This window comes from Microbulbifer sp. (assembly GCF_036563125.1).
Lineage (GTDB): Bacteria > Pseudomonadota > Gammaproteobacteria > Pseudomonadales > Cellvibrionaceae > Microbulbifer.
On the sequence record NZ_DATCMV010000064.1, the window covers coordinates 1 to 21619 of the forward strand.

Below are 21619 nucleotides of genomic sequence, written 5' to 3' on the forward strand. Positions count from 1 at the left end.
CTGATGAATTTCTTCGACCAGTTACAGCGTGAGACCGAAGCGGAACGTAAGCAGTTGCTCAGCCTGCCCGTGATCCAGCGCGGCGCGCGCGGCGAAATCTCGCTCGACGAATACGTCGGATTTCTCTCCCAGGCCTACCACCATGTGAAACACACGGTGCCGTTGATGATGGCCTGCGGCAGCCGCCTGACCGAAAGCCAGGAGTGGCTGCGGGTCGCACTGGCGGAGTACATCGAGGAGGAAATCGGCCACCAGGAGTGGATCCTGAATGACATCGCAGCCTGTGGTGCAGACGCCGAAGCCGTGCGCCGCAGCAAGCCGAATTTCAGTACCGAACTGATGGTGGCCTACGCCTACGACACCATCGCCCGCGGCAATCCACTCGGCTTTTTCGGCATGGTGAATGTGCTGGAAGGCACCAGTATCCAGCTCGCGGATATGGCGGCCGGCGCTATCCAGAAATCCCTGAACCTGCCCAACAAGGCATTCAGTTACCTGAGCTCCCACGGTGCACTGGATGTGGGGCACGTGGCATTTTTCCAGGGGCTGATGAACAAGATCGAAAACCCCGAAGACCAGCGCGCCATCGTGCACAACGCGCGTGCCATCTACCGCCTGTACGCGGATATTTTCCGAGAAGTAGCGGCGAACTGTGCGCTGGCGGAGGTCGCCTGATATGAGTGCCGCCAATAAAGCCAGAAACGAATTGAACATCCTGCTCACCGGTGCCAGCGGCGGAATTGGCAATGCGCTGGCGCACAGCCTGGCCGCACGCGGACACCGCCTGCTGCTGCAGGGGCGCAATAAAATGGCCCTGGAACAGCTGTGCAACTCGCTGCCCGACGCGCATCGACATTTGGTGGTGCCCGCGGACCTGCGCGATCCGCAGCAGCGCCTCGAACTGCTGCGCACCTGCCGCTCGCTGCCAGGTGGTGTGGATGTGCTGATCAACAACGCCGGCGTCGCCCGCTTTGCGCTGCTCGCGGATACCGACGATGCCGCCATGCGCTCGATTCTCGAAACCAACCTGCTGGTGCCGATGGCGCTTACCCGCGATCTGTTGCCGCTACTGCAGCGGAGCAAACAGGGCGCGGTCATCAATATCGGCTCGGCCTTCGGGCATATCGGTCACCCGGGCTTCAGCATCTACGGTGCGAGTAAATCCGGTTTGCACGGCTTTACCGAGGCGCTGCGTCGCGAGCTCGGCGACAGCCAGGTAAAGGTCCACTACCTCGCCCCGCGGGCAGTGGATACTTCACTGAATACTGATGCGGTGGTAAGCCTCAACCGCGCACTGGGCAACCGCTCGGATTCGCCGCAGCTGGTGGCCGAGCAGTGTGTGGCGCTGCTCGAGGGCAGGCGCAGTGCGCGTCGCTTTATGGGCTGGCCGGAGCGTTTGTTTATCAAGGTCAATGCGCTGCTGCCCTCGCTGGTAGACGGTGCACTGGTGAAGAAAATGCCGGTGATTCGCCGGTTCGCAGAGCAAAACCATCTACAGCATCCACAAGGAGAAACTCCATGATGACTCAGTCCACCGGGATCAGAGCAAAGCTCACCACGTGTCTGCGCGGCCTGTTGTTGTTACTGGCCGGCGCAGCGTCGACGCCGGGTCTGGCGCAGACCGCCGAGCAGGAAGTACATGATTTGCAGCGTCATTGGGCGGAGATCCAGTACCGTACACCGGAAAAGCAGCGCGCTGACAAACTCGCGGCGTTGACAGAAAAAGCCGGTACCTTGACGGCCCGCTACCCGGATAACGCCGCGGTGTGGACCTGGAGCGGAATTGTTCGCGCCTCCCACGCCGGTGCCAAGGGCGGGATTGGTGCGCTGCCCATCGTCAAGGCGGCGAAGGCGGATCTGGAAAAGGCTATCTCGCTCGACGGCAGTGTGCTGGATGGCGCGGCTTATACCAGCCTCGGCTCGCTGTATTACCAGGTGCCCGGCTGGCCCATTGGCTTTGGTGATGATAAAAAGGCACAGACCTTGCTGTTGAAGGGGCTGGAATACGGCGCCGACGACATGGACGCAAACTACTTTTATGCGGACTATCTTTTCCAGCAGAAGGACTACGCCCAGGCGATGGCCTACGCGAATCGCGCCGAGCATGGCCCCGCGGACCTGGAGCGCCCGGTGGCGAGCGAAGGACGTCTCGGCCAGATCAAGCAACTGCAGGCGAAAATCCAGCAAAAGCTGCATTAATAAAGGAATAACGACCGACGGTGATGCATGCGGATACTGTTGATTGAAGACGATCATTCCCTGGCGGAAGGAATCACCACCGCATTGCGTCACGCTGGCTACGCGGTCGACCACACCCCGTCCGGCAGCAAGGGCGTCTCACTCGCGGTGGCGGCGCAGCCGGACCTGGTGGTACTCGATCTCGGCCTGCCGGACATGGACGGGTTGGCGGTACTGAGATCCCTGCGCGGCCAGCAGATTAAAACCCCGGTACTGATCCTCACCGCCCGCGACGACCTGCCGTCAAAAGTACAGGGGCTTGATGCGGGCGCCGACGATTACCTCACCAAGCCATTTGCGGTGGACGAGTTGCTGGCGCGCCTGCGCGCGCTGGAACGCCGCGGCGCCAGCGGTGGTTCCGCCGAAGTGGTCATCGGCGATGTGGTCATCAATCTCGCCACCCACTCGGTTTCCCACGGGGGAAATCCGGTACGCCTTTCGCGCCGTGAATTCAGCCTGCTGCGTGCACTGGCCGAGCGCCCTGGGCATATCCTCAGCCGCGAACAGCTCGAGGACAAACTCTATAGCTGGGGCGAGTCCGTGGCGAGCAACACGGTGGATGTGCACATCCATAACCTGCGCAAAAAAATCAGCAGCGATTTTATCCACACCATTCGCGGCGTCGGCTACAAGCTGGGGCCTTCCCGTTGAAGTCCATTCGTATCTTCCTGCTGATCGCGCTGCTGTCCACCATTACCCTGGTGAATTTTATCGCCGCGCTGCACGGGTATCGCGCCAGTATGCAGGAGGCGGAGCGCCTGTTCGATCGCCAGATCGCGGCTACCGCACTGCTGCTGGCGGCGATCCCCATCGACCAGACTGCGCCGCAGGTGATAGAAGAAAACGACCTGCAAGCCTTCCAGGTGTGGTCCGCCGACGGGCAATTGCTGATGCGCTCCGACAACGCACCGGCAACGCCCATTGGCGACGCACAGGAGGGATTCAGCGAGCAGAATTTTTCAGGGTTTCGCTGGCGGGTATACAGCCGCCCCTCCGCAAATGGTCGCTCGATCCGGGTGGCGGAGCGGGTCGACCTACGCTTTCGCCTGGCGGATGAGGTGGTGCTGCAGTCGGTAATGCCGATCCTGATTGGCCTGCCGGTGGCCGGACTGTTGATCTGGCTGGTGATCGGCCACGGTCTCGCCAGCCTCAAGAAGCTGGCCGACGAACTGCGCCACAAACGCGCGGAAGACCTGGCCCCACTGACATTGGCGGCGCCACCGGAAGAGCTGCTGCCGCTGGTGCGTTCCACCAACGCGCTGCTCGAACGCCTGCAGGCGTCGTTTGACCGTGAGCGGCGTTTCTCCGCCGATGCCGCCCACGAACTGCGCACACCCATCGCCGCCATCCAGGTACATGCGGACAACCTGGCGAGGCAGCTGCAAAACAGCGCGGTGGCGACGCCGGGGTCGCTGCAGCAGTTGCAGGACAGCATCGCGCGCATGGCACACCTGGTGGAGCAGATGCTCAACCTGTTCCGGATGACTCCGGAGCATTACCCGGCGCGTTTCGAATCCATCGACCTGCACCGGCTGGCGCGGGACGTGATTGCCGAGCTCTACCCGGCGTTTGCCCGCCGCGAGCAGGAAATAGAGTTGCTGGGAAATACTGCGTATATCGATGGCGATCAGTTCGCGCTGGTACTGTTGCTGCAGAACCTGCTGAACAATGCCTGCAAATACACGCCGCAGGGCGGCAGGATCGCGGTGGACGTGCAGCGGCAGGGAGATGCGGTGGTGCTGCAGGTTCAGGATTCCGGCCCGGGTATTCCCCAGGAAGAGCGCGAGCGGGTATTCGAGCGCTTTTACCGGGTGGGTGGTGACCGTCATGAAAGCCGCGTGCCCGGTTGTGGCCTCGGGCTTTCCATCGTGCATCATATTGCCGAGCTGCATCACGCACAGGTCGTGCTCGGGCCGTCATCCCTTGGCGATGCGCAGGCACCGGGACTCGCGGTAGCGGTGCATTTCCCTGTGCCAAAAAGCGTTGAGCGTGGAATCAAGTATGAAAAGGTCGCTGATGAAAACCTGGTTTCGTAATCTCGCTGTTGCGTTTATCGCCGCGCTGGCACTGGCATCGGCGCTGCCGGTAAATGCCGCATATCCGGAACTGCAACTGGAGATCCGCGATCACCTGTTTTATCCGTCGGTACTCAAAGTGCCCGCCAACACCAAAATCAAACTGATTGTAGTGAACCGCGATGCTACCCCGGAAGAGTTTGAAAGTTACGAGCTCAACCGGGAAAAAGTCATCATGGGCGGGCAGAAGGCCGTTATTTTTATCGGGCCGCTGGCACCGGGTGAGTACCCGTTTTTTGGCGAATTCAACCCGAAGACCGCCCAGGGCAAGGTGATTGCAGAATGATGATGCGAGGGAAAACCATATGCTGTTGACCAGCGTCATCCTGGTGCTGCGCGAGGTGCTGGAGGCGGCGCTGCTGCTCAGCATTCTGCTCGCCATGAGTCACTACCTGGGCTTGCAGATGCGCTGGATTTTCATGGCACTGGCCGGCGGAATTCTCGGCTCCATTGCCTACGGTGCTGGAATCGGCGCGGTTTCGGAAGCCTTCGACGGTATGGGCCAGGAGCTGATGAATGCGGCGATGCAGTTTGCCATTTACGGGCTGCTGCTGCTGGTGGGCATACTGCTGATCTGGAATCGCACAGGCCGGCAGCAGTTTTTACCGCTGTTGCAGTGGAGCATGGTGCTTGCGGTGGCACTGGCAGCATTGCGTGAGGGATCGGAAGTCTATGTATATCTGATGGCGTTCCGTCACCAGGCCGATCTGCTGCAAAGCGTGCTGCTGGGCGCGTTGATTGGTGGCGGCATCGGCTTCAGTATCGGCGCACTGTTCTATTATCTGCTGGTGGGGTTGCCGAAAAACCGGCGTCTGCTGGTGGTGTTGGTCCTGCTCACACTGGTGGCGGCAGGTCTGTGCCTGCAGGCGACACAGTTGCTCGAGCAGGCGGACTGGCTTCCCGCACAAGTACCACTGTGGGACACCTCCGCGTTGTTGTCGGAGAATTCCCTGTTGGGCCAACTGTTCTATTCCCTGCTTGGCTATGAAGCCACACCCACGCGCAATGCGGTCACGGCCTACCTCGGGGGAATGTCGTTGATGGCGACGCTCTTGTTTGCGGCCTGGGCCAAATCGCGCTCGCTGCCAGAAAAAGGATTAAACGGATGATTCTGCGACGGCTAATTTGCATGGCGGCACTGTTGCCCGGCATTCCCGCGCTGGCCGACGGCAAGTTGGTAGACAAGGTTTACGACCCCTACGTGGAGCCCCAGGAAACGGAAATCGAATGGCGTGCGGTGCGCACGCGCGACAGCGACGAGGAAGAGTTGAATGGGCTGTGGCAGCACCACTTCAGTGTCGGTTACGGCTTTTCCGATCACTGGTTTGGTGAAATCTATGCGATTGGGGAAAAGCGACCGGGTGAGGGGTTCGATATCGAAGCCGCAGAACTGGAAGCGAAATGGCAGCTCACCGAGCAGGGAGAATACTCCGCAGACTGGGGCATGCTGTTCGAACTCGAACGCAAATATGAGGAAAACCAGTGGGAAGCCGCGGCAACGGTCATCGCCGCCAAAGACTGGGGTCGTTGGACTGGTATCGGAAACTTCGCCCTTATTTACGAGTGGGGGCGTGAAGAGGACGAGTTTGAAACCGAATTTCGCGGCCAGATGCGCTATCGCTACACGGAAAAATTTGAACCGGCAGTGGAACTCTATGCCGCGGAGGACTTGCTTGGCGTCGGCCCGGTGGCGCTGGGTGCCTGGCGATTGGAAGAGGGGCGCCAGTTTCGCTGGGAGCTTGGCCTGATTTTCGGGATCACCGATGAGAGCCCGGACCAGTCGCTGCGGTTACTGTGGGAATACGAATTTTTCTAACCGCTGAAATCCGGTGGCGAATGCCACCGGAATCCGTGTTGTTATCTTATCTGCCTTATTCGTCGCTGGGCAGGTTCTGTAGACTGGCCTTGAGCTCGCGCAGTTTCTCTTTCACCCGCGCGGCATTATCCGGGCCGATGCGGATCATCAGTTTGTGCAGCCCCGGCATTTTCTCCAGTTTCTCATCTTCAAATTTGTAGTAGACCGTTGGGCGCACCAGTTTTATCGGACCTTCGATTTCCGGTGCCGCCAGAGCCTGGTCGATGGCGGCCATTACGGCGGCGTGGAAGTTTTTGTTCTTGAGGCCCAGTTCGCCATAGGCCTGTTTCAGGCGCGGGTACCAGAACTGGTAGAGGCTAACGGCCTTGTCGGTATCCACCATGGCGAACAGACGCACGGGCTGTTCGTAGCGCTGATAGTTTTCCTGCGACAGCACATACACTTTCTGCCCATCGGTGCGGGTTTCCAGTTCCTTGACCGCGATGTTGCCCTCCAGATTGTTGAATGGGCGGTTCTTCGGCATCAGGTCGCCTTTGGTGGCGGTGTTGACCAAGGCCACCCACTTGCGCACCACCTCGTCCGGCACGATCCAATCGGCCAGTGCACCATCGGCGGACAGGCTGATGATGTCCTTGCGGGCTTCACTGTCGCTGTCGTTGAGGTCGGGGAGTTTGCGCGGGGGTTCTTTGGGCGCGGCGGGCTCCGGTGTCGGCGGAATGACCGGCTCGGTGGGTTCTTCGAGATCGACGGCGGGTTTGGTTTGCGGTGCCGGTTCGGTTACCGGGGCGGGGACATCGGGTTTGGGCACATCCCGGATTACAAACCAGTAGATGCCAAACATCACGGCTGCCAACACCACCAGTGCCATCAGCCAGTCTTTGAAGGTACTACCCATCGTCAATTTCCTCCCGTTGATCCCGCAAGACTAAAAATCAGTGTAATGCACTGACTGTGAGGTCTAAGACAGTATCAGGTCGGGAAGGTTTCGGATACCGGGGCGCCGCAGCGCCCCGGCAGGGAGGTTAGCGGGTGAGTTTGAGGATCTGGCCGGACAGCGCGGGGAGCGCCAGTTGCGCGGTACCGGTGAGATCTTCAGCTACGGTCAGTTCCACACTGCCTGGCTGCAGCTGGTTGGTAAGGGTGTACTTACCGGGCGCGAGCTGCCAGGACTTGGTCAGTTCTGCGGGAATCTTTAGCTTGGCCGCTGTGTCTGCAGCGGCGAAGTTGGCAATCACCAGCAGGCGATCGTCACCGCTCCAGCGCGCGAAGCTGTAGTGCTGCTCGCCGTAGTTTTCGCCGTGTTCGCGATTGTAGCGGTGCAGGTCCAGATATTCGCCGGTGAGGGCGGGGCTCTGGTGGGAGAAGTTCAGTAGCTTGCTATAGAACGCACGCAGTGACTGTTCGCTTTCACTCAGCTGTGCGCTATTGAACTGGCCATCGTTGTTCCAGCGACGAATGCTGGGCACGGACCAGTAATCGAAAATGGTGGTGCGGCTGGCCTTGCCGAAGCCGGCGTCGCCGGCACCGGGTTCACCCAGTTCCTGGCCAAAGTAGACCAGGGTGGGGGCGCCGCTGATGGTGGCGGAAACCACCATGGCGGGAATGCCGGCGCGCGGATTGCCGGCAAATTCCGGGCTGCCGATGCGCTGCTCGTCGTGGTTTTCCATAAAGCGCAGCATATGCTCCTCGATGCCGTCCAGGCTCTGCTGGATATCCACCAGCGGATCGGTGCCGGCCTTGCCTTCCATCACCGCGCGAATGGCGTCGTAGGTACCCACCTTGTCGTACAGGTAGTCCATCTTGCCGAGGCGGATGTAATCCCGGTACACCTCCGGCTCGTAGATTTCCGCCAGTAGCAGGGCGTCCGGCTTTTGCATCTTGATGGACGAGTTGAGGTAGCTCCAGAACTCGACCGGCACCATGCCGGACATGTCGTAGCGGAAACCGTCCACGCCAATGGCGAGCCAGTAATCGGTGATCTGGCGGAATTTCTTCCAGGTATCTGGTACATCTTGTTCGGCCCAGAACTCGGCGTGGGCGCGGAAGTCTTTCTGCGCGTATTCCGCCGGCAGTGCCGGGAAGTCGTGGCTGCCATCCGGGCGCACCCCGAAATTGATTTTCACGGTCTCGTACCAATCGCCCTGCGCGGGCTGCGGCGCGCGGCTGTCGTTGCCGGTCCACTTGGCCGGCATTTCGGAAAACTCACCATCCACCAGTGTATGGGCTTCGCCGTTCAGCGGCTGGTAGCCGTCTTCCGCCACCGGCACCTGGAAGGACTCGCCGGGCACATAGTAAAAGTTATTGTCGCGGGCGTAGGCCACGCTGGTGTCGTCATCGGCACCGAAATCGCGCACGCCGTCTGGCTTATCCAATGACTGGTAGTTGCGCGCTACGTGGTTGGGAACGATGTCGATGATGACCTTGAGGCCGGCATCGTGGGAGCGCTGGATCAGCGCCTTGAACTCCTCCATGCGCTGGGCCGGATCGCTGGCCAGGTCCGGGTTCACGCTGTAGTAATCCTTGATCGCGTAGGGGGAACCCGCGCGGCCCTTCACCACATCCGGGTCGTCATTGGCGATGCCGTAGTCGGTGTAGTCGCGCACCAGTGCGTGGTGCAGGGCGCCGGTGTACCAGATGTAATCCGCACCCAGTGCGCGGATTTCTGCCAGCGCCTGCGGGGTGAAGTCACTGAACTTGCCCACGCCATTTTCTTCGATGGTGCCCCACGGCTTGTTGGTGGGGTTGGTGTTGCCGAACAGACGGGTCATCACCTGGTAGATCACCGGTTTGCCGAAGACCTGTGCAACACTCGCTGCATTCTCTGCAGCGGCAGTGGATGTCGCCGGCGCGCTGGTTTGCGCCGGTGCATTAGCTTCGGGGCCACAGGCGGTGAGCAGGGCAATGCTCGATGCCAGAATCAGTCGGGAAAATCTTTTCATGGTCAGTGTCGTTCTGTTTTAGTGGCTGACGGTGAGAGGAAGCGCGCTTCCGTCCCAGGCGAATTTCACGTGCAGGGTTTTGGCGCGCTTGTCGTACCAGGCGGCGTTGTCGGTCAACTGCTTTCCACTGTTCACGATAGTGAGCGGCTGCTCTCCTGCGTTTATCGCGGTAGGCACCTGCTGCCAGTTGTGCACTACCAGTTCGATGCTGCGGCCTTCTGGTGCGCCGGTGTAGCCGTCGCCTTCGCGGGTGAAGGTGAAGCGGGTGGCGTCATCGCTGCGCTCACCGGCAAACATCAGTTTTTGATACTGGCCTTTGGCAAAGGCGTCGGCGGTTACACCGTCGTCTTCGTAGATATAGCCGGAGGACTGCGCCGCGGATTCGTGGGCGTAGTAATCCAGGCGCAGCTCGCGGCTGGAATATTCGCGGGTATTTTTCATGTCCGGCACGGTGGGGATAAATGCACCGGCGCGCACCAGTACGGGAATGGTTTTCAGGTTCACTTTTACCCGCGCCATATCGCCACCGTACTGGTTGTCATTCCAGTAATCGAACCACACGCCGCCGGGCAGTTGCACCGCCACTTCTCTGGCGCCCTCATCGGTGACCGGCGCCACCAGGAAGTCGTTGCCCCACAGGTAGGCATCCTTGTTGTCCATCAGCGCCAGGTTGTTTTCGTTGTCAAAAAACAGCGGGCGCATCAGCGGCATGCCGGTCTGGCTGTTTTCGAACGCCAGGGTGTAGTTGTAGGGCAGCAGGCGGTAGCGCAGTTTGACGAACTCGCGGGTGATGTTGCGGGTCTTGCGGTCGTGGAATACCGGCTCGGGAGCGATGTGCTCCTGTGCGTGCGGGCGGTACACCGGCTGGAATACACCGTACTGCAGCCAGCGGATATACAGCTCGCGATCGAATTTTTCGCCACCGGCAAAACCGCCGAGGTCGGAGTGGGTATAGCCGAAGCCCAGCAGGCCCATCTGCAGTGACAGTTCCACCTGCGGTTTGAGCCCGCCCCACTCGCGGGAGACATCGCCGGTCCAGGGGATCATGCCGAAGCGCTGGGAACCGGGGAAACCGGCGCGCATCATGATGAACGGACGTTGCTCCGGGTTCGCCGCTTTTTCCTCGTCGAACAGCATCTGCGCCCAGCGGTGGCCGTAAGCGTTGTGGATTTCATCCGCCATGCCCACCGCGTGTACGGTGTCGGAGGGATGCACTTCCGGCTCGCCCAGGTCGCCCCACCAGCCGGCAACGCCCTGTTCTTTCAAATCTTTGTAGATATTCCAGAACCAGTCGCGACCGTCTTCGGAGAACACATCGATCAGGCCGGTGTTGCCGAAATAGAAATCAAATTTTTTCGGCTGTCCGGCGAGGTTTTTCGCCAGGGCATTGGCGGCTACCGCGCTGTCCCAGCGCTCGGCCGTGGAGAGCACAAACGGCTCGGTAACCAGGATGGTGTTGATACCCTGCTTATTCAGGTCCGACATCATGGCCACCGGGGTGGGGAATGCCTTGTTGTCCCACGCCAGGTTGCCCATGTGGCCCTGGATATCCGGGCCGAACCAGTACAGATCCAGCACCAGCGCGTCCAGCGGGAAATCTTCTTCGCGGAATTTCTCCACCACATCGCGCACTTCCTGCTCGGAGTGGTAACCGAAGCGGGAGGCGAAGTTACCGAAGGCCCAGCGCGGCGGCATCGGCTGACGGCCGGTGACATCCACGTAGTTCTCGATCAGCTGCGGATAGGTGTTGCCCGCCACTACGATGTAGCTGCTGCGCCCGGCCACCGCCTCGAACTGCATCACGTCCTGTTCGCTGGCGCCGAGGTCCATGGTGCCGGTGGCACTGTTGTCGAACAGCAGGATGTATTTGTTGCTGCTCATCACCGCCGGCAGGCCGAAATACATCTGTTCGGATTCGGTGGTGTAGCCGTAGTGGGCCTTGTTGTAGAGCGGCAGGCGCTGCCCGCGACGGTCCATGCCCAGCACCCGCTGGCCGCCGCCGATCAGTTTTTCATTTTCCTGCAGCGCGAAGCGGAAACCGCGCATGGTCTGGTTGGCGAAAAAGCCGTGCTCTTCCGCCAGCAGCGGTTCGCCGTTGCGCTGGTATTCGATGGCGAACGGCGACTTGTGGATAACCGCGGTGAGGTCGCCGAGCACCAGGCGCAGCGCATCTTCGGACACGCTCAGCTGTGCCTGCACATCCGCCTTGAGTTGTGCTGCTTTGGGGGCAATGGCAAAGGAGGGCAGTTGCTTCATGCCCTCGCGTTGGTAGTGCACTTCCAGTGCGGCGCTGTTCAGCGGCGTCAGGGTCACCTGGCTGTCGCTGGTATCGATCACCAGCGCGCCGTCCTGCATATGGTGCTGACGGTATTCGCGCACTTCGCTGGCAATCGCGGGCTGCAGCGCAGCGGCGAGAAACAGGCCGAGGCCGAGCTTTTTCACCAGTGCGGTGGATTTTCTGTTTGCTTTCTCTTTCATCGTCGAACTTTTTTTGTCGGTAATTGGAGTTATTGGATTTCAAACACCTGCGCATCGCGCGCGGCGATTACCAGGTTTTTCAGGGATTGGGGTTTGCCGCCGGCAATGTCTTTCGCGGTGTGTTTGTTGCCGAGCATTTCCGCGAGATGTGCCAGCGGCAGCTCCCGCGGTTTGTCGCTCTTGTTGATCGCCACCATCACCGTGTCACTGTCGTCGTAACGGAAATAGATATATAGGCCGTCAATAGGCGCAAAATGCTTGAGCTGGCCGCGGTGGATAACGTCTTTGTGTTTGCGCCAGTTGAACAGAGTGCGCACAAAGTTCTGCGCACTCAGCTGTTCGCGGCTCAGGTTTTTGCCGGTAAATGCGTTCACCCTGTCACCAGCCCAGCCGCCGGGGAAATCGCTGCGCACCGCGCCGTCGTCGCGCTGCTTCGGACTCGTCGCCAGGATTTCATCGCCGTAATAGAACTGCGGGATACCGCGCATGGTGGCGATATAGGTCACCGCCATGCGGTACAGGCCCGGGTCTTCATCCAGCAGGCTGTAGAGGCGGGCGGTGTCGTGGTTGCCCGGGAAAATCACCAGGTTGTTCGGGTTAGGGTAGAGCACATCGTTGGCGAGGCTCTCGTACAGGGTGACAAGGCCGCCGCTCCAGCTTTCCGGCTTCGACAGACCGTCCAGCAGGCCGTAGTACAGCGGGAAGTCCATCATGCTCGGCAGATGGGATACATAGCCGTTGCGGTTGTTGTTGCCCGCCTGCCAGTAAGCCACCAGGGCGGGCTGACGGCTCCACTCCTCACCGACGATATTGAAATTCGGGTATTCGCGCATCAGGCGCGCGGACCAGCGGGTAAGGAAATCCGCATCGGAATAGGCATAGGTATCGGCGCGGATACCGGAGAGGTCCGCGTACTCCACCCACCAGATGGCGTTCTGGATCAGGTAGTTGGCCAGGCGCGGATTGCGCTGGTTCGGGTCCGGCATGGAATCCACGAACCAGCCGTCGGTAAACAGCTGGTGGTCGCGGTGGCTGGCGTAGGGGTCCATGTGCACGGTGCGCGCGTGGTTGCTGTACTCGTACTCGCCTTTCTCGATGCCGCGCCCGTTCAGCCAGTCGCGGCCCGGCAGGTCCTGCATCCACCAGTGCCCGCTGCCGATATGGTTCGGCACCATGTCCTGGATTACGCCGATGCCCTTTTCCTTTGCCGCCGCTACAAAAGCTCGGAAGCTTTCATTGCTGCCAAAGCGCGGGTCGATGCGGTAGTAATCGGTGGCGGAGTAACCGTGGTAGGAATAGTCGGGCTGGTTGTTTTCCAGCAAAGGGTTAGGCCACACCTGGGTGAAACCCATGCGCGCCACATAGTCGAGATGCTGTTGCATACCGGCGATATCACCGCCGTGGCGGCCGCCGGGGTTGCCGCGATCCGGACCCTCGAGGGTATCCGCAGTGCGGTCGTTGGCCGCGTCGCCGTTGGCGAAGCGGTCGGGGGTGATCAGGTAAATGGCATCGCTGGTATCGAAACCCTTGCGCTCGGCGGAACCGGCGCGGCGCGGCTTCAGCTCGTAACGGAGTACCTGCTGCCAGTCACCCTGGCGCAGCTGGATCTGCAGGGTGCCGGGCTTTGCGCTTTCGCTCACCGCGAGGTTGATGAACAGGTAATTGGGGCTCTGCTCGCGCTCGGTGCCGGTGATGGTCACGCCGGGGTAATCGAGACTGACCTCCACACCGGCGAGATCGCGGCCGTGCAGCATCAGTTGCAGGTTGGGCTCCGCCATATCGGTCCACCAGAATGGCGGCTCGGCGCGCTCCAGTTGAGGGCTCTGTGCAGCCTCGGCAGAGGCTGGGTTGAGGGTGAACGTCAGCGCAAACATCAGGCTGGCGGCCAGGCGGCTTGTGGGCTTGGACATGGCGGGCACCTGTTAGACCGGTATGGAGCAGCTCTGAATAGAGTCTCCCGTTATTTTCCCCATTGTGCCCAAGGTGGTGGCGGCTGTTATCCCCCTCCGCCGAGGGGGAGTCCGGCACCTGTACCAGGGCCAATTCCCGCTTCTGGCCTGGCGCGTTTTTTCTCCACGCCCCACCCGGGGAGGAGGCCGGGCCCCATCTTAATTCGCGACCATGCAGACAGGGTCATTCTCTGGCCCGGCGATGTACATAAAAATAATCCACCGCGAGATGATGAAAATGTTCAAGAAAACTCTGGCGCTGGCCGGATTGCTGCTCTGTGCGAGCACCGCCGCCCACGCCGAATGGTACCTGCGCGGTACCCATAACAACTGGCAGGCCGACCAGATGCAGGATCTGGGCAGCAACACCATGCTGGCCGACGACGTGGTTTTCACCAGCGCCGGCGAGATCAAGTTCGACCGCTGGGGGGACTGGAGCGAAAACTACGGTGCCAATGGTCAGCAAAACGGAAACAATATTTCTGTGCCTGCCGGCACCTGGGATATCAAGTTCTACACCGATACCCACGACTATCACATTCTCCCCGCCGAAGACCCTGTCACTCCTGCGCTCTCCCTGCACCTGCGCGGCACCCACAATGGCTGGGCGGCCGGCGACCTGATGGTCCGCGTGGGCGAGACCGACGAATACGAGGCGTGTCGCAACTTCGCCAGCGGCGATGGCAATGGCGGCCCGCGCTTCAAAATCGACCCCAGTGGCAGCTGGGCTGGCAGCCAGTTCCCGGCCCAGGATGTGGCCGCCAGTGGCTGGACCCAGATCGTTGCCAATGGTGCCAGCAGCAGCGTGGTGAGCGTCACCACCGACCTCGCCGAGAACTGCGGAGCAGTTGAGGCCGACAGCGATGGCGACGGCGTGCCCGACAGCCAGGATAACTGCCCCAACACACCTGCAGGCGCCAGTGTCGATTCCAGTGGCTGTGAAGTGGTGCAGCCGGCGGTGGCCGATTTCCGCAACCGCAGCATCTACTTTGTGTTCGTTGACCGCTTCAGCAACGGCGATACCGGTAACGACAACGGCAACAATGCCGCGGCCACCTCCAGCAGCAAATCCGCCGGCGGCCTGTCCGAGTGGAAAAAATACTGGGGCGGCGATATTCAGGGGCTGATCGACAAGCTCGATTACCTGCAGGCGCTGGGGGTGACCGCCATCTGGGTCACGCCGCTGAACGACAACATCGACGCATCCGGCAGCGACGGTGCCTACCACGGTTACTGGGGCCGCGACTTCTATGAAGTGGACGAGCACCTGGGGGATTGGGCTCTGGTGGACCAGCTGGATGCGGCGATGGAAGCCCGCGGCATGAAACTGGTGCTGGATATCGCCCTCAACCACTCCAACCAGGACGACCAGTACGAGTTCGGTGCGCTGTACAAGGAGGGTGTATTCCTTACCGACGTGAACCAGGACAACGGCACCTGGTATCACCACAACGGTGCCATTGCCGACTGTTATGACAGCAACCCGGCGACCACCTGTGGCAGCGAGTGGGACGACCCCTGGGCCTTCCGCAACAAGACCCTGTTCAACCTCACCGACTTCAATCACGGGGTGAACGGCAACAGCACGGCGGACCAGTACCTGATCGACGCGGCACTGAAGTGGATGAGTCACGGTGTGGATGCGTTCCGTATCGACGCGATCAAGCATATCGAGCCGAGTTTCATCAACCGCTTCACCAGCGCGGTGCGCGCGCAGAACCCCGACGTGTACGTGTTCGGTGAGTGGTATGGCGCCGGTGCCGGCGAGAGCCTGTCGATGCAGTTCCTGAACGAGGCACGTGGTTCCGAGCTGCTGGACTTCCAACTGCGCAACCACATCGAGCAGGCCATCGCCGGGGATATCTCACTGGTACAGCTGAATGCCCATGTGGAGTCGCGCTCCGCTGCCATGAACGGTCGCGAAAGCTGGCAGCCCATTTTCCTCGACAACCACGATGCCACCCGCACCAGCGTGTTCCTGCAGACCACCGGCCCGGTGGACAACGGCCGCACCGGTAAGGGCTTTTCCAAGTCACTGGCGGACGCGCGCCAGAACCTGGGGATGGCACTGGTGATGACCCTGCCGGGCATCCCCACCATTTACTACGGCACCGAACAGAACAGCACCTGGTTTACCGCCAATGGCGACGGCCAGGTTGGGCATGATCCCTACAATCGCGAAGGCATGCCCTCGTTCAGCCAGACCACGCCGGCATTCAGCATGATCAGTGCGCTGGCCAACCTGCGCGCGCAGAGCCCGGCGCTGGCTTCCGGGACGTACCAGCAGCGCTGGCTCAACCAGGACATTCTGGTGTTCGAGCGTATTGCCGGCAGTGACGTGGTTACTGTGGCGGTCAATCGCGGTGGCAGCACCTCAATCAATGTGAGCAATCTGGCGCTGGCAGACGGCCAGTACAGCAGCCTGGTAGGCGGGGATTCGGTAAATGTGAGCGGCGGCTCCGCGGTGCTGAACCTGGATGCCAATGAGGTGATCGTACTGCACTAAGCCCAACGATCTTGGCGTAACGGTACGGCGTGCACTAACGCCGCCAGCAAAAGGGCTCGGGACTTTCCCGAGCCCTTTTTGTTTGTTGTGCAGGCTGTGAGCGGTTGCCTAGACCTTGAGATGCCTTTGCGTTCATCATAGCGATTGCGCGCGAAGGCTATCTGTAAAAGGAAAATAAAGTGACCGCTCGAATCGCCAGGCTTTTATTGACTCTTCTTCTGGTATCTTTTCTCACCGCCTGTGGAGAACGTCAAACGCGAAAGGCTGAGGAGGCATATTTACCGTCCACGCCGCTCGATTTCCTACCCGCATTAAAGGGTGATTATTTCCGGTTGGATTCGGAAATTGTTGGGCGGCCTTATCACATTTATGTTCGTTATCCGGAAGGATACGAGCAGTCCCCTGAACGTGAGTACCCGGTGATCTACCTGCTCGACGGCGATTCCCTGTTCCCGATTCTTGCCGCCAACCATTTGTTCCTGCATTACGACGACAAGATTCCCGAAGCCATCGTGGTAGGTATTGCCTATGGTGGTTTTGATCCGGCCACTAACTGGCGCGATGTGGACTTTTCCACAAAGTGGGCAGAAAGAGCGCGCAGCGGTGGAGTGGAAGACTTCCACCGTTTTGTGGAGCGGGAGCTGCTGCCTGCGGTGGAAACGCGTTATCGGGTGGATGCAACGCGACGCGTGTTATACGGCCAGAGCCGCGGAGGCTTTATGGTGCTGTATTCCGCCTTTAACCACCCGGACCTTTTCTGGGGGCGCGTTGCCGGCAACCCCAGCCTGCTGCCGCATCCAGAGCAGTTCTACGCCGAGCCTGCGAAAGCTGCGCGCAGCGATCTAAGGCTAGTAGTGTCCAGCGCAACAGAAGATCGTTATAAAGAAAATCGCGAGCGCACGCTTGATTGGTATTCCCATTGGCGTGCCCGCGACAATGCACCCTGGAATATTTATTTGAATACCATTGAAGGCGGCACCCATGCCGCGAACAGCACGGATATCTATCGCTATGCCCTGCGGGAGCTGTTTCAAGACGAAATAATGCAGGCCCAGCAAGATGCTGATGCAACTGCGCAGCATTAACGATGAGTCCGGACAGATTTGAATATGCCCAGATCTTTGTCCCGGATATTTCCTGTAGGAAGTGAGTTGTGTCTATTTTAGAGGGAGATAGACATCCGTAATCATGTCCTCTTGTATTCGATGGCGGCGACACGGGTCTCGGGGAATTCAACGATTTCTACGTTCATGACGGTTCTTCATTTATCGTGCACTGACAACTCGCGAGCCATGATATCCACCTTTTCCCCCTTGTATACCTGATGTCTCAGTAGTGTCCAGCCCAATCCCTCGTAATAACTACGGCTGTCCGGGGTAAACAAGTACAGGCGGTTCACGGAATTACCGTAGCAAAAACGGATTAAATACTCGATCAGTTGCCTGCCTACCCCCTGGTTACGGTAATCCGGGCGCACGAACAGGTTTGCCAGCCACGGCGTCCACGGCTCATCGATGTCCATATCTCGCTCCAGCAGACTGATCGATCCAATGACTTCTTCGTTGTCTACCGCGACAAAAGTCGAAGGGATGGGCACCGCAACTTCTGATGCGCGGAGCGCCGCGATGAAATCCGCAAGGCTTTCCTCTGGGTACAGTTGGTGCCACTCGTCGAAATGCCAACGGCCCAGTGTCTCAGCCGCTTGTGGAATCTCAGAAAGAGGGATTATTTGCATGGTCAGGGTACATCTCCTGGTCCGGCAGTGAGGTGCCTTAAATCGTTCAAGGTAGTATGTTGGAAACCCAAAAAAAAGCCTCCCGCGAGGGAGGCCTTTTACACTCGGATGAATTAGAACTCCGCGCTTGCTCTCAGGTACCAGAATCCACCGTTGAAGCCAAACGGTGAGGTCAGTGACTGACGAACACCGAGGAACTGCAGCGTCGGGTCGGCTTCATCATCGGCCTGGACATCGAAAATATTCTCACCGCCGAAGGACAGCTTGTAGTTATCCTTGAGGGTGATTGTGGTTTCAATGTCCACCAGGATTTCACTGCCGTAGCTTGATGCATCGGAAGCGTCACCCGGCCCGAACAGACCAAAGGTGCTTTCCCAGCCACTGTAGCGGTTGAAACGCAGGTAACCGTTGAACAGGTCGCCGGAATCGAAATCGAAGGTCAGGGTGGTGCGATCGCTGGGCACCTGGTTTTCGAGATCGAATACACGGGACTGGTTGATGGTATTGGGTGCAACCTTGCTGACCTCCTGCTGGTTGTGGTTGTGGCGCAGGTCCACGGTCAACAGGCCACCGGCCAGATCAAAATCGCTGGTCACCGCCAGGTCGATACCAGATACATCGGAGTCAAACGCGTTGACGAAGTAGTTGGCATTACTGCCTTCCAGCAGCGACGCGTTGGCAATACCGGCGCCTTCCAGCAGCGAAACCTCAGCGGCGCCAATGGTGTTGTTGCGCAGCGCCAGGCGGTCTTCGATCGCGATGTTGTAGTAATCGATGGTGACACTGGTGTTCGACAGCGGGCTCCACACCGCACCCAAGGTAAAGCTGGTGGACTCTTCCGGGGTGAGTTCCTTGGCGCCGAGCGCCATGGCCACCGGATGAGTGACCGGGTAGGTGCCGTTCGGAACCAGGTTGCCGGAGGCGTCCGCGGTGGTGGTTACGTTAAGCGTATTGACCTGGCCCGCCGTCGGCGCGCGGAAACCGGTATTCGCAGTGCCGCGCAGGGCGAAGTTATCGGTGAAGTCGTAACGCGCCGACAGTTTCCAGTTCAGCGTCGAGCCAAATTCCTCGAAATTCTCAAACCGCAGCGCAGCACCCAGCAGCAGCTTGTCGGTGACATCCGCTTCCAGATCCACGTAGGCGGCAGTGCTTACGCTGCTGTATTCGCCTTCGGCTTCCACCGGGAAACCCTGGAAGCCGTCGGAGCCCACGCCGAACACGGCGGCGGTGGGGCCTACCGCAATGGAGGCTTCGTCACCGGCGCCAATCTTGTAGGTCTCATCCCGCCATTCCATGCCGAACGCCACGTTCAGCGGGGAGGAGAAGGCGGCGACATCGATCGGCTTGACGAAATCCGCATTCACACTGGTCTCAGACTGGGTCAGGGTGCCGGGGTTGAAGGTGGTGGGAGAGTGAATACCCAGGCTCGCGTTGATGGAGTTTTCCAGTACGTAGGAAACTTCGTTCTCCGCGCTGCGCGCACGCACATCCCAGCTGACGCCATTGGCCCACTCACCGCGGGCACCGACCACCGCGGCGAGGTCGGTGATGTCTGCCCCAAACGCCGGGTTATAGCCACCCGGGAACTGGGAGTAAATCGGGTTGCGCAGCAGGAAGCCGCCACTGCCATCGGGCGTCAGGTAGTCGGCCGGATTCAAGCCCTGGGCAAGAATCTCGTCCACCAGCGACTGCGGTGCCGCATCGGGCATAAAGTCCCCGTCCGCGTCTTTCTGCAAAGTGTCGCGGGCGGTGAATTCCGCGGAGGGGTCCAGTACCGGGCCGCGATAGAAGAAGTCGGAAATGGTCTCGTTTTTCGAGTAACCCAGGTTTCCGTACAGCTCGGTGGTGTCGTTCAGGGAGTAGCCGGTGTTGACGAAAAACTTGAGCGCTTCCACTTCGGGATCACCCCAGCGCTGACCGAGGCCGTCCAGCGGTACATTTTCTTCGCCGACGATACTGCCGACATATTCCGCATCTGGGCGCGCGGCGCCGCGCCAGGTTTTATCCGCGGACGAGTGCTCAATCGTCGCGTTCACAAAGCCCTGTTCACCCAGAGCAAAACCGCCGTTGGCCGCCAGGGAAGTGCGCTGGCCGTCACCTTCAAAATATTCGCCGGTCTGCGCAGACAGGCTGAAGCCCTCCGCATCGTCCTTCAGGATTACGTTCACCACGCCGGCAATCGCGTCGGAACCGTATTGGGCGGAAGCGCCATCACGCAGTACTTCCACGCGCTCGATGGCCATGGACGGCAGCGCCGCAAAGTCCACCGCCTGCGCGCCCTGATTGGTGGTGCCGAGTGGCGCAAGCTGCAGGTTTACCAGCGCGGAACGGTGGCGACGGGTGCCGTTGACCAGAACCAGGGTCTGGTCGGGAGAGAGGTTGCGCAGGGTAACCGGGCGGATAAACGCGGTGCCGTCGGCGATGGGAAAGCGCTGGGTGTTGAACGAGGGTGCCACTTTGGCCAAGGATTCGGTCAGGTCAAAGTTTCCCTGGTCGGAAAACTTGTCACCGCCCAGTACATCTACCGGAGAGAGCGTCTCGGTGGGCAGTACCCCTTCCTTGCGGGTGCCGGTGGTGATTACCTCCTCCATTACGTTCTGATCGGAGGTGGCCTTTGCATCGGTAGATTGTTGGGCGAACGTCAGGGACGCTGGCAGTGCGGTGGCCGCGGCGATTGCCAGGGTCAGCGCCTTGATTCTGAATTCTCGCATGATCATCGGTCCTATTATTTTTATGAAATCGGGATCGATAGCTCGCTTTTGACGTCAGGTCGAAAAACGAATGTGACCCGATTGTCGTTATTGTTTTTGGTTAAGCTGCACCAGAGTAGGGCAAATATTTGCCCGCTTCAATATATGGTGCGCGAAATGAAAAATGCGCCAAAAATCGTGCGGCCAATGTGAAAAAGCGATAGAAGATTTTCGCGCATGAAAAAAAATAAGAATGCGCATCCGCCGTTAAACGACTTTGTCGATAACTGCGGATGGGTTCATTGGGTGGCCGCCGGCGGCGGTAGGGCGGGCGTGGCAATAACGCTCAATAAGCGTGGCTATTCCGCGCTCCAATGCTGTGGTTGAGAGGGGCTATTGTGCATCGCGCAGAATTTTGATCATCGACGCCTCGACCTCTTTGGCAATCTCAGTCAATGCCGGTTCGCTCGATAGCGCACTGAGCATCTCTACCGGCTTGATATAGCCGATTTTGACCTTGCCGTCTTCGGTGTAGACGGAAATGCGGCAGGGCAGGGCCATATTAAGTCGCATGTCCAGCGCCATCACATTCGACGCCTGCAGTGGGTTGCAGACCTCGAATACCTTGCACTCCTCTTTGAATTCAATGCCCTTGCTGCGCAGTGTCATTCCCAGGTCGTGAATATACAGCACGCCAAAGTTATTCTGCTTGACCGCCTGCTCGAGATCGCCCGCAGCGACATCGAACGTCTTATTGGTCTCCACTATGTGGTACATGCTTTCCTCGCCTAGGTACAGAGTTCTTGCTGCTCAACTAACGCGGCTTGTCAAATAGTATTATTGCCAGACCACATTATTAAATGTCAGATTTCTTGGGCATCAAGTACCAGAGTACCGCCGCCACGAGGAATAGCGCGGGAACATCTCCGAGTAAATTTGCATGGTCGGTCTTGTCGGCGAGGGCCTGCACTAACATGATGCCGCCGTGAACAATGCTCGACCAGACGGTAAACCAGATAAGGCTCTTGTTTGCTAAGGGATCCTTCGCGGCGAGTATCAAAAAAACCCCCAAAGTCGCGTATATACCCATGATCATCTGTTCATATTCGGGCTGTGATGGCGTCCAGCCCCAGCCCGAAGGCCAGATAAACATCATCATCGCCGGTACACCCGCAATGAAGATAATGCCAAAT

Annotated in this window: 18 protein-coding genes; 10 read left to right on the top strand and 8 right to left on the bottom strand. The window is 59.5% G+C overall.

Going from position 1 to position 21619, the window contains the following annotated elements:
- The 8 genes from VIL80_RS04910 to VIL80_RS04945 all read left to right on the top strand — a co-directional run.
- Positions 1–675: iron-containing redox enzyme family protein (locus tag VIL80_RS04910; protein WP_332035031.1), on the top strand; the 675-nt coding region annotated here is incomplete at its 5' end.
- Between the two features lies 1 nt (position 676).
- The gene (locus tag VIL80_RS04915) at positions 677–1522 is read left to right on the top strand and encodes an SDR family oxidoreductase (RefSeq protein WP_332035032.1); all 846 of its coding nucleotides are present in this window, start codon (positions 677–679) and stop codon (positions 1520–1522) included.
- Positions 1519–2199 (top strand): tetratricopeptide repeat protein, encoded by a 681-nt coding sequence (locus tag VIL80_RS04920; RefSeq protein ID WP_332035033.1) that lies wholly within the window; start codon positions 1519–1521, stop codon positions 2197–2199. The genes VIL80_RS04915 and VIL80_RS04920 overlap by 4 nt, the downstream gene beginning before the upstream one ends.
- 27 nt (positions 2200–2226) lie before the next feature.
- Positions 2227–2889, top strand: a complete 663-nt coding sequence (locus VIL80_RS04925) for a response regulator (protein ID WP_332035034.1) — start codon at positions 2227–2229, stop codon at positions 2887–2889.
- Complete coding sequence (locus VIL80_RS04930; protein ID WP_332035035.1) at positions 2886–4274, top strand: ATP-binding protein; 1389 nt, start codon at positions 2886–2888, stop codon at positions 4272–4274. The genes VIL80_RS04925 and VIL80_RS04930 overlap by 4 nt, the downstream gene beginning before the upstream one ends.
- Positions 4255–4599, top strand: coding sequence for a cupredoxin domain-containing protein (locus VIL80_RS04935; RefSeq protein WP_332035036.1), 345 nt, complete (start codon positions 4255–4257; stop codon positions 4597–4599). The genes VIL80_RS04930 and VIL80_RS04935 overlap by 20 nt, the downstream gene beginning before the upstream one ends.
- Positions 4600–4618: 19 nt before the next feature.
- Entirely contained in the window at positions 4619–5422 is an 804-nt protein-coding gene (locus tag VIL80_RS04940; protein WP_332035037.1) for an FTR1 family protein, read from the top strand.
- Between the two features lie 20 nt (positions 5423–5442).
- Positions 5443–6129 (top strand): hypothetical protein, encoded by a 687-nt coding sequence (locus tag VIL80_RS04945; protein WP_332035038.1) that lies wholly within the window; start codon positions 5443–5445, stop codon positions 6127–6129.
- A gap of 55 nt (positions 6130–6184) precedes the next feature.
- Here the strand turns inward: VIL80_RS04945 and VIL80_RS04950 are convergent, their stop codons facing one another.
- From VIL80_RS04950 to VIL80_RS04965, 4 genes are all read right to left on the bottom strand, one after another.
- On the bottom strand, positions 6185–7024 hold the full coding sequence (locus VIL80_RS04950) for a DUF3014 domain-containing protein (RefSeq protein ID WP_332035039.1): 840 nt from the start codon (positions 7022–7024) through the stop codon (positions 6185–6187).
- 127 nt (positions 7025–7151) lie between these two features.
- Entirely contained in the window at positions 7152–9068 is a 1917-nt protein-coding gene (locus VIL80_RS04955; RefSeq protein ID WP_332035040.1) for an alpha-amylase family protein, read from the bottom strand.
- Between the two features lie 18 nt (positions 9069–9086).
- Positions 9087–11546 carry a glycoside hydrolase family 31 protein gene (locus VIL80_RS04960; RefSeq protein WP_332035041.1) on the bottom strand — a complete coding sequence of 820 codons (2460 nt, stop codon included), beginning with the start codon at positions 11544–11546 and terminating at the stop codon, positions 9087–9089.
- 29 nt (positions 11547–11575) lie between these two features.
- Complete coding sequence (locus VIL80_RS04965; RefSeq protein WP_332035042.1) at positions 11576–13456, bottom strand: glycoside hydrolase family 13 protein; 1881 nt, start codon at positions 13454–13456, stop codon at positions 11576–11578.
- 277 nt (positions 13457–13733) lie between these two features.
- Between VIL80_RS04965 and VIL80_RS04970 the strand changes: the two genes are divergently transcribed.
- Both VIL80_RS04970 and VIL80_RS04975 read left to right on the top strand, forming a co-directional pair.
- Positions 13734–16001: an alpha-amylase family glycosyl hydrolase gene (locus tag VIL80_RS04970; RefSeq protein WP_332035043.1), complete on the top strand. Its 2268-nt coding sequence runs from the start codon at positions 13734–13736 to the stop codon at positions 15999–16001.
- Positions 16002–16180: 179 nt separating this feature from the next.
- Positions 16181–17086, top strand: a complete 906-nt coding sequence (locus VIL80_RS04975) for an alpha/beta hydrolase (protein WP_332035044.1) — start codon at positions 16181–16183, stop codon at positions 17084–17086.
- A gap of 176 nt (positions 17087–17262) precedes the next feature.
- Here the strand turns inward: VIL80_RS04975 and VIL80_RS04980 are convergent, their stop codons facing one another.
- The 4 genes from VIL80_RS04980 to VIL80_RS04995 form a co-directional block, all read right to left on the bottom strand.
- A complete protein-coding gene (locus VIL80_RS04980) occupies positions 17263–17736 on the bottom strand; it encodes a GNAT family N-acetyltransferase (RefSeq protein WP_332035045.1) in 474 nt (157 codons plus the stop codon).
- A gap of 113 nt (positions 17737–17849) precedes the next feature.
- Positions 17850–20447, bottom strand: a complete 2598-nt coding sequence (locus tag VIL80_RS04985; RefSeq protein ID WP_332035046.1) for a TonB-dependent receptor plug domain-containing protein — start codon at positions 20445–20447, stop codon at positions 17850–17852.
- A 372-nt stretch (positions 20448–20819) separates the two neighbouring features.
- A complete protein-coding gene (locus VIL80_RS04990; RefSeq protein WP_332035047.1) occupies positions 20820–21203 on the bottom strand; it encodes a DUF302 domain-containing protein in 384 nt (127 codons plus the stop codon).
- Positions 21204–21282: 79 nt separating this feature from the next.
- Entirely contained in the window at positions 21283–21612 is a 330-nt protein-coding gene (locus tag VIL80_RS04995) for a DUF6632 domain-containing protein (RefSeq protein WP_332035048.1), read from the bottom strand.
- Positions 21613–21619: the final 7 nt, after the last annotated feature.

Bases quoted from the DNA above. Each gene is read 5' to 3' on its own strand.
- VIL80_RS04965 (WP_332035042.1), bottom strand. From the start codon at position 13,456: ATGTCCAAGCCCACAAGCCGCCTGGCCGCCAGCCTGATGTTTGCGCTG.
- VIL80_RS04920 (WP_332035033.1), top strand. From the start codon at position 1,519: ATGATGACTCAGTCCACCGGGATCAGAGCAAAGCTCACCACGTGTCTG.
- VIL80_RS04935 (WP_332035036.1), top strand. From the start codon at position 4,255: ATGAAAACCTGGTTTCGTAATCTCGCTGTTGCGTTTATCGCCGCGCTG.
- VIL80_RS04950 (WP_332035039.1), bottom strand. From the start codon at position 7,024: ATGGGTAGTACCTTCAAAGACTGGCTGATGGCACTGGTGGTGTTGGCA.
- VIL80_RS04945 (WP_332035038.1), top strand. From the start codon at position 5,443: ATGGCGGCACTGTTGCCCGGCATTCCCGCGCTGGCCGACGGCAAGTTG.
- VIL80_RS04980 (WP_332035045.1), bottom strand. From the start codon at position 17,736: ATGCAAATAATCCCTCTTTCTGAGATTCCACAAGCGGCTGAGACACTG.
- VIL80_RS04925 (WP_332035034.1), top strand. From the start codon at position 2,227: ATGCGGATACTGTTGATTGAAGACGATCATTCCCTGGCGGAAGGAATC.
- VIL80_RS04940 (WP_332035037.1), top strand. From the start codon at position 4,619: ATGCTGTTGACCAGCGTCATCCTGGTGCTGCGCGAGGTGCTGGAGGCG.
- VIL80_RS04985 (WP_332035046.1), bottom strand. From the start codon at position 20,447: ATGCGAGAATTCAGAATCAAGGCGCTGACCCTGGCAATCGCCGCGGCC.
- VIL80_RS04960 (WP_332035041.1), bottom strand. From the start codon at position 11,546: ATGAAAGAGAAAGCAAACAGAAAATCCACCGCACTGGTGAAAAAGCTC.
- VIL80_RS04955 (WP_332035040.1), bottom strand. From the start codon at position 9,068: ATGAAAAGATTTTCCCGACTGATTCTGGCATCGAGCATTGCCCTGCTC.
- VIL80_RS04990 (WP_332035047.1), bottom strand. From the start codon at position 21,203: ATGTACCACATAGTGGAGACCAATAAGACGTTCGATGTCGCTGCGGGC.
- VIL80_RS04970 (WP_332035043.1), top strand. From the start codon at position 13,734: ATGTTCAAGAAAACTCTGGCGCTGGCCGGATTGCTGCTCTGTGCGAGC.
- VIL80_RS04915 (WP_332035032.1), top strand. From the start codon at position 677: ATGAGTGCCGCCAATAAAGCCAGAAACGAATTGAACATCCTGCTCACC.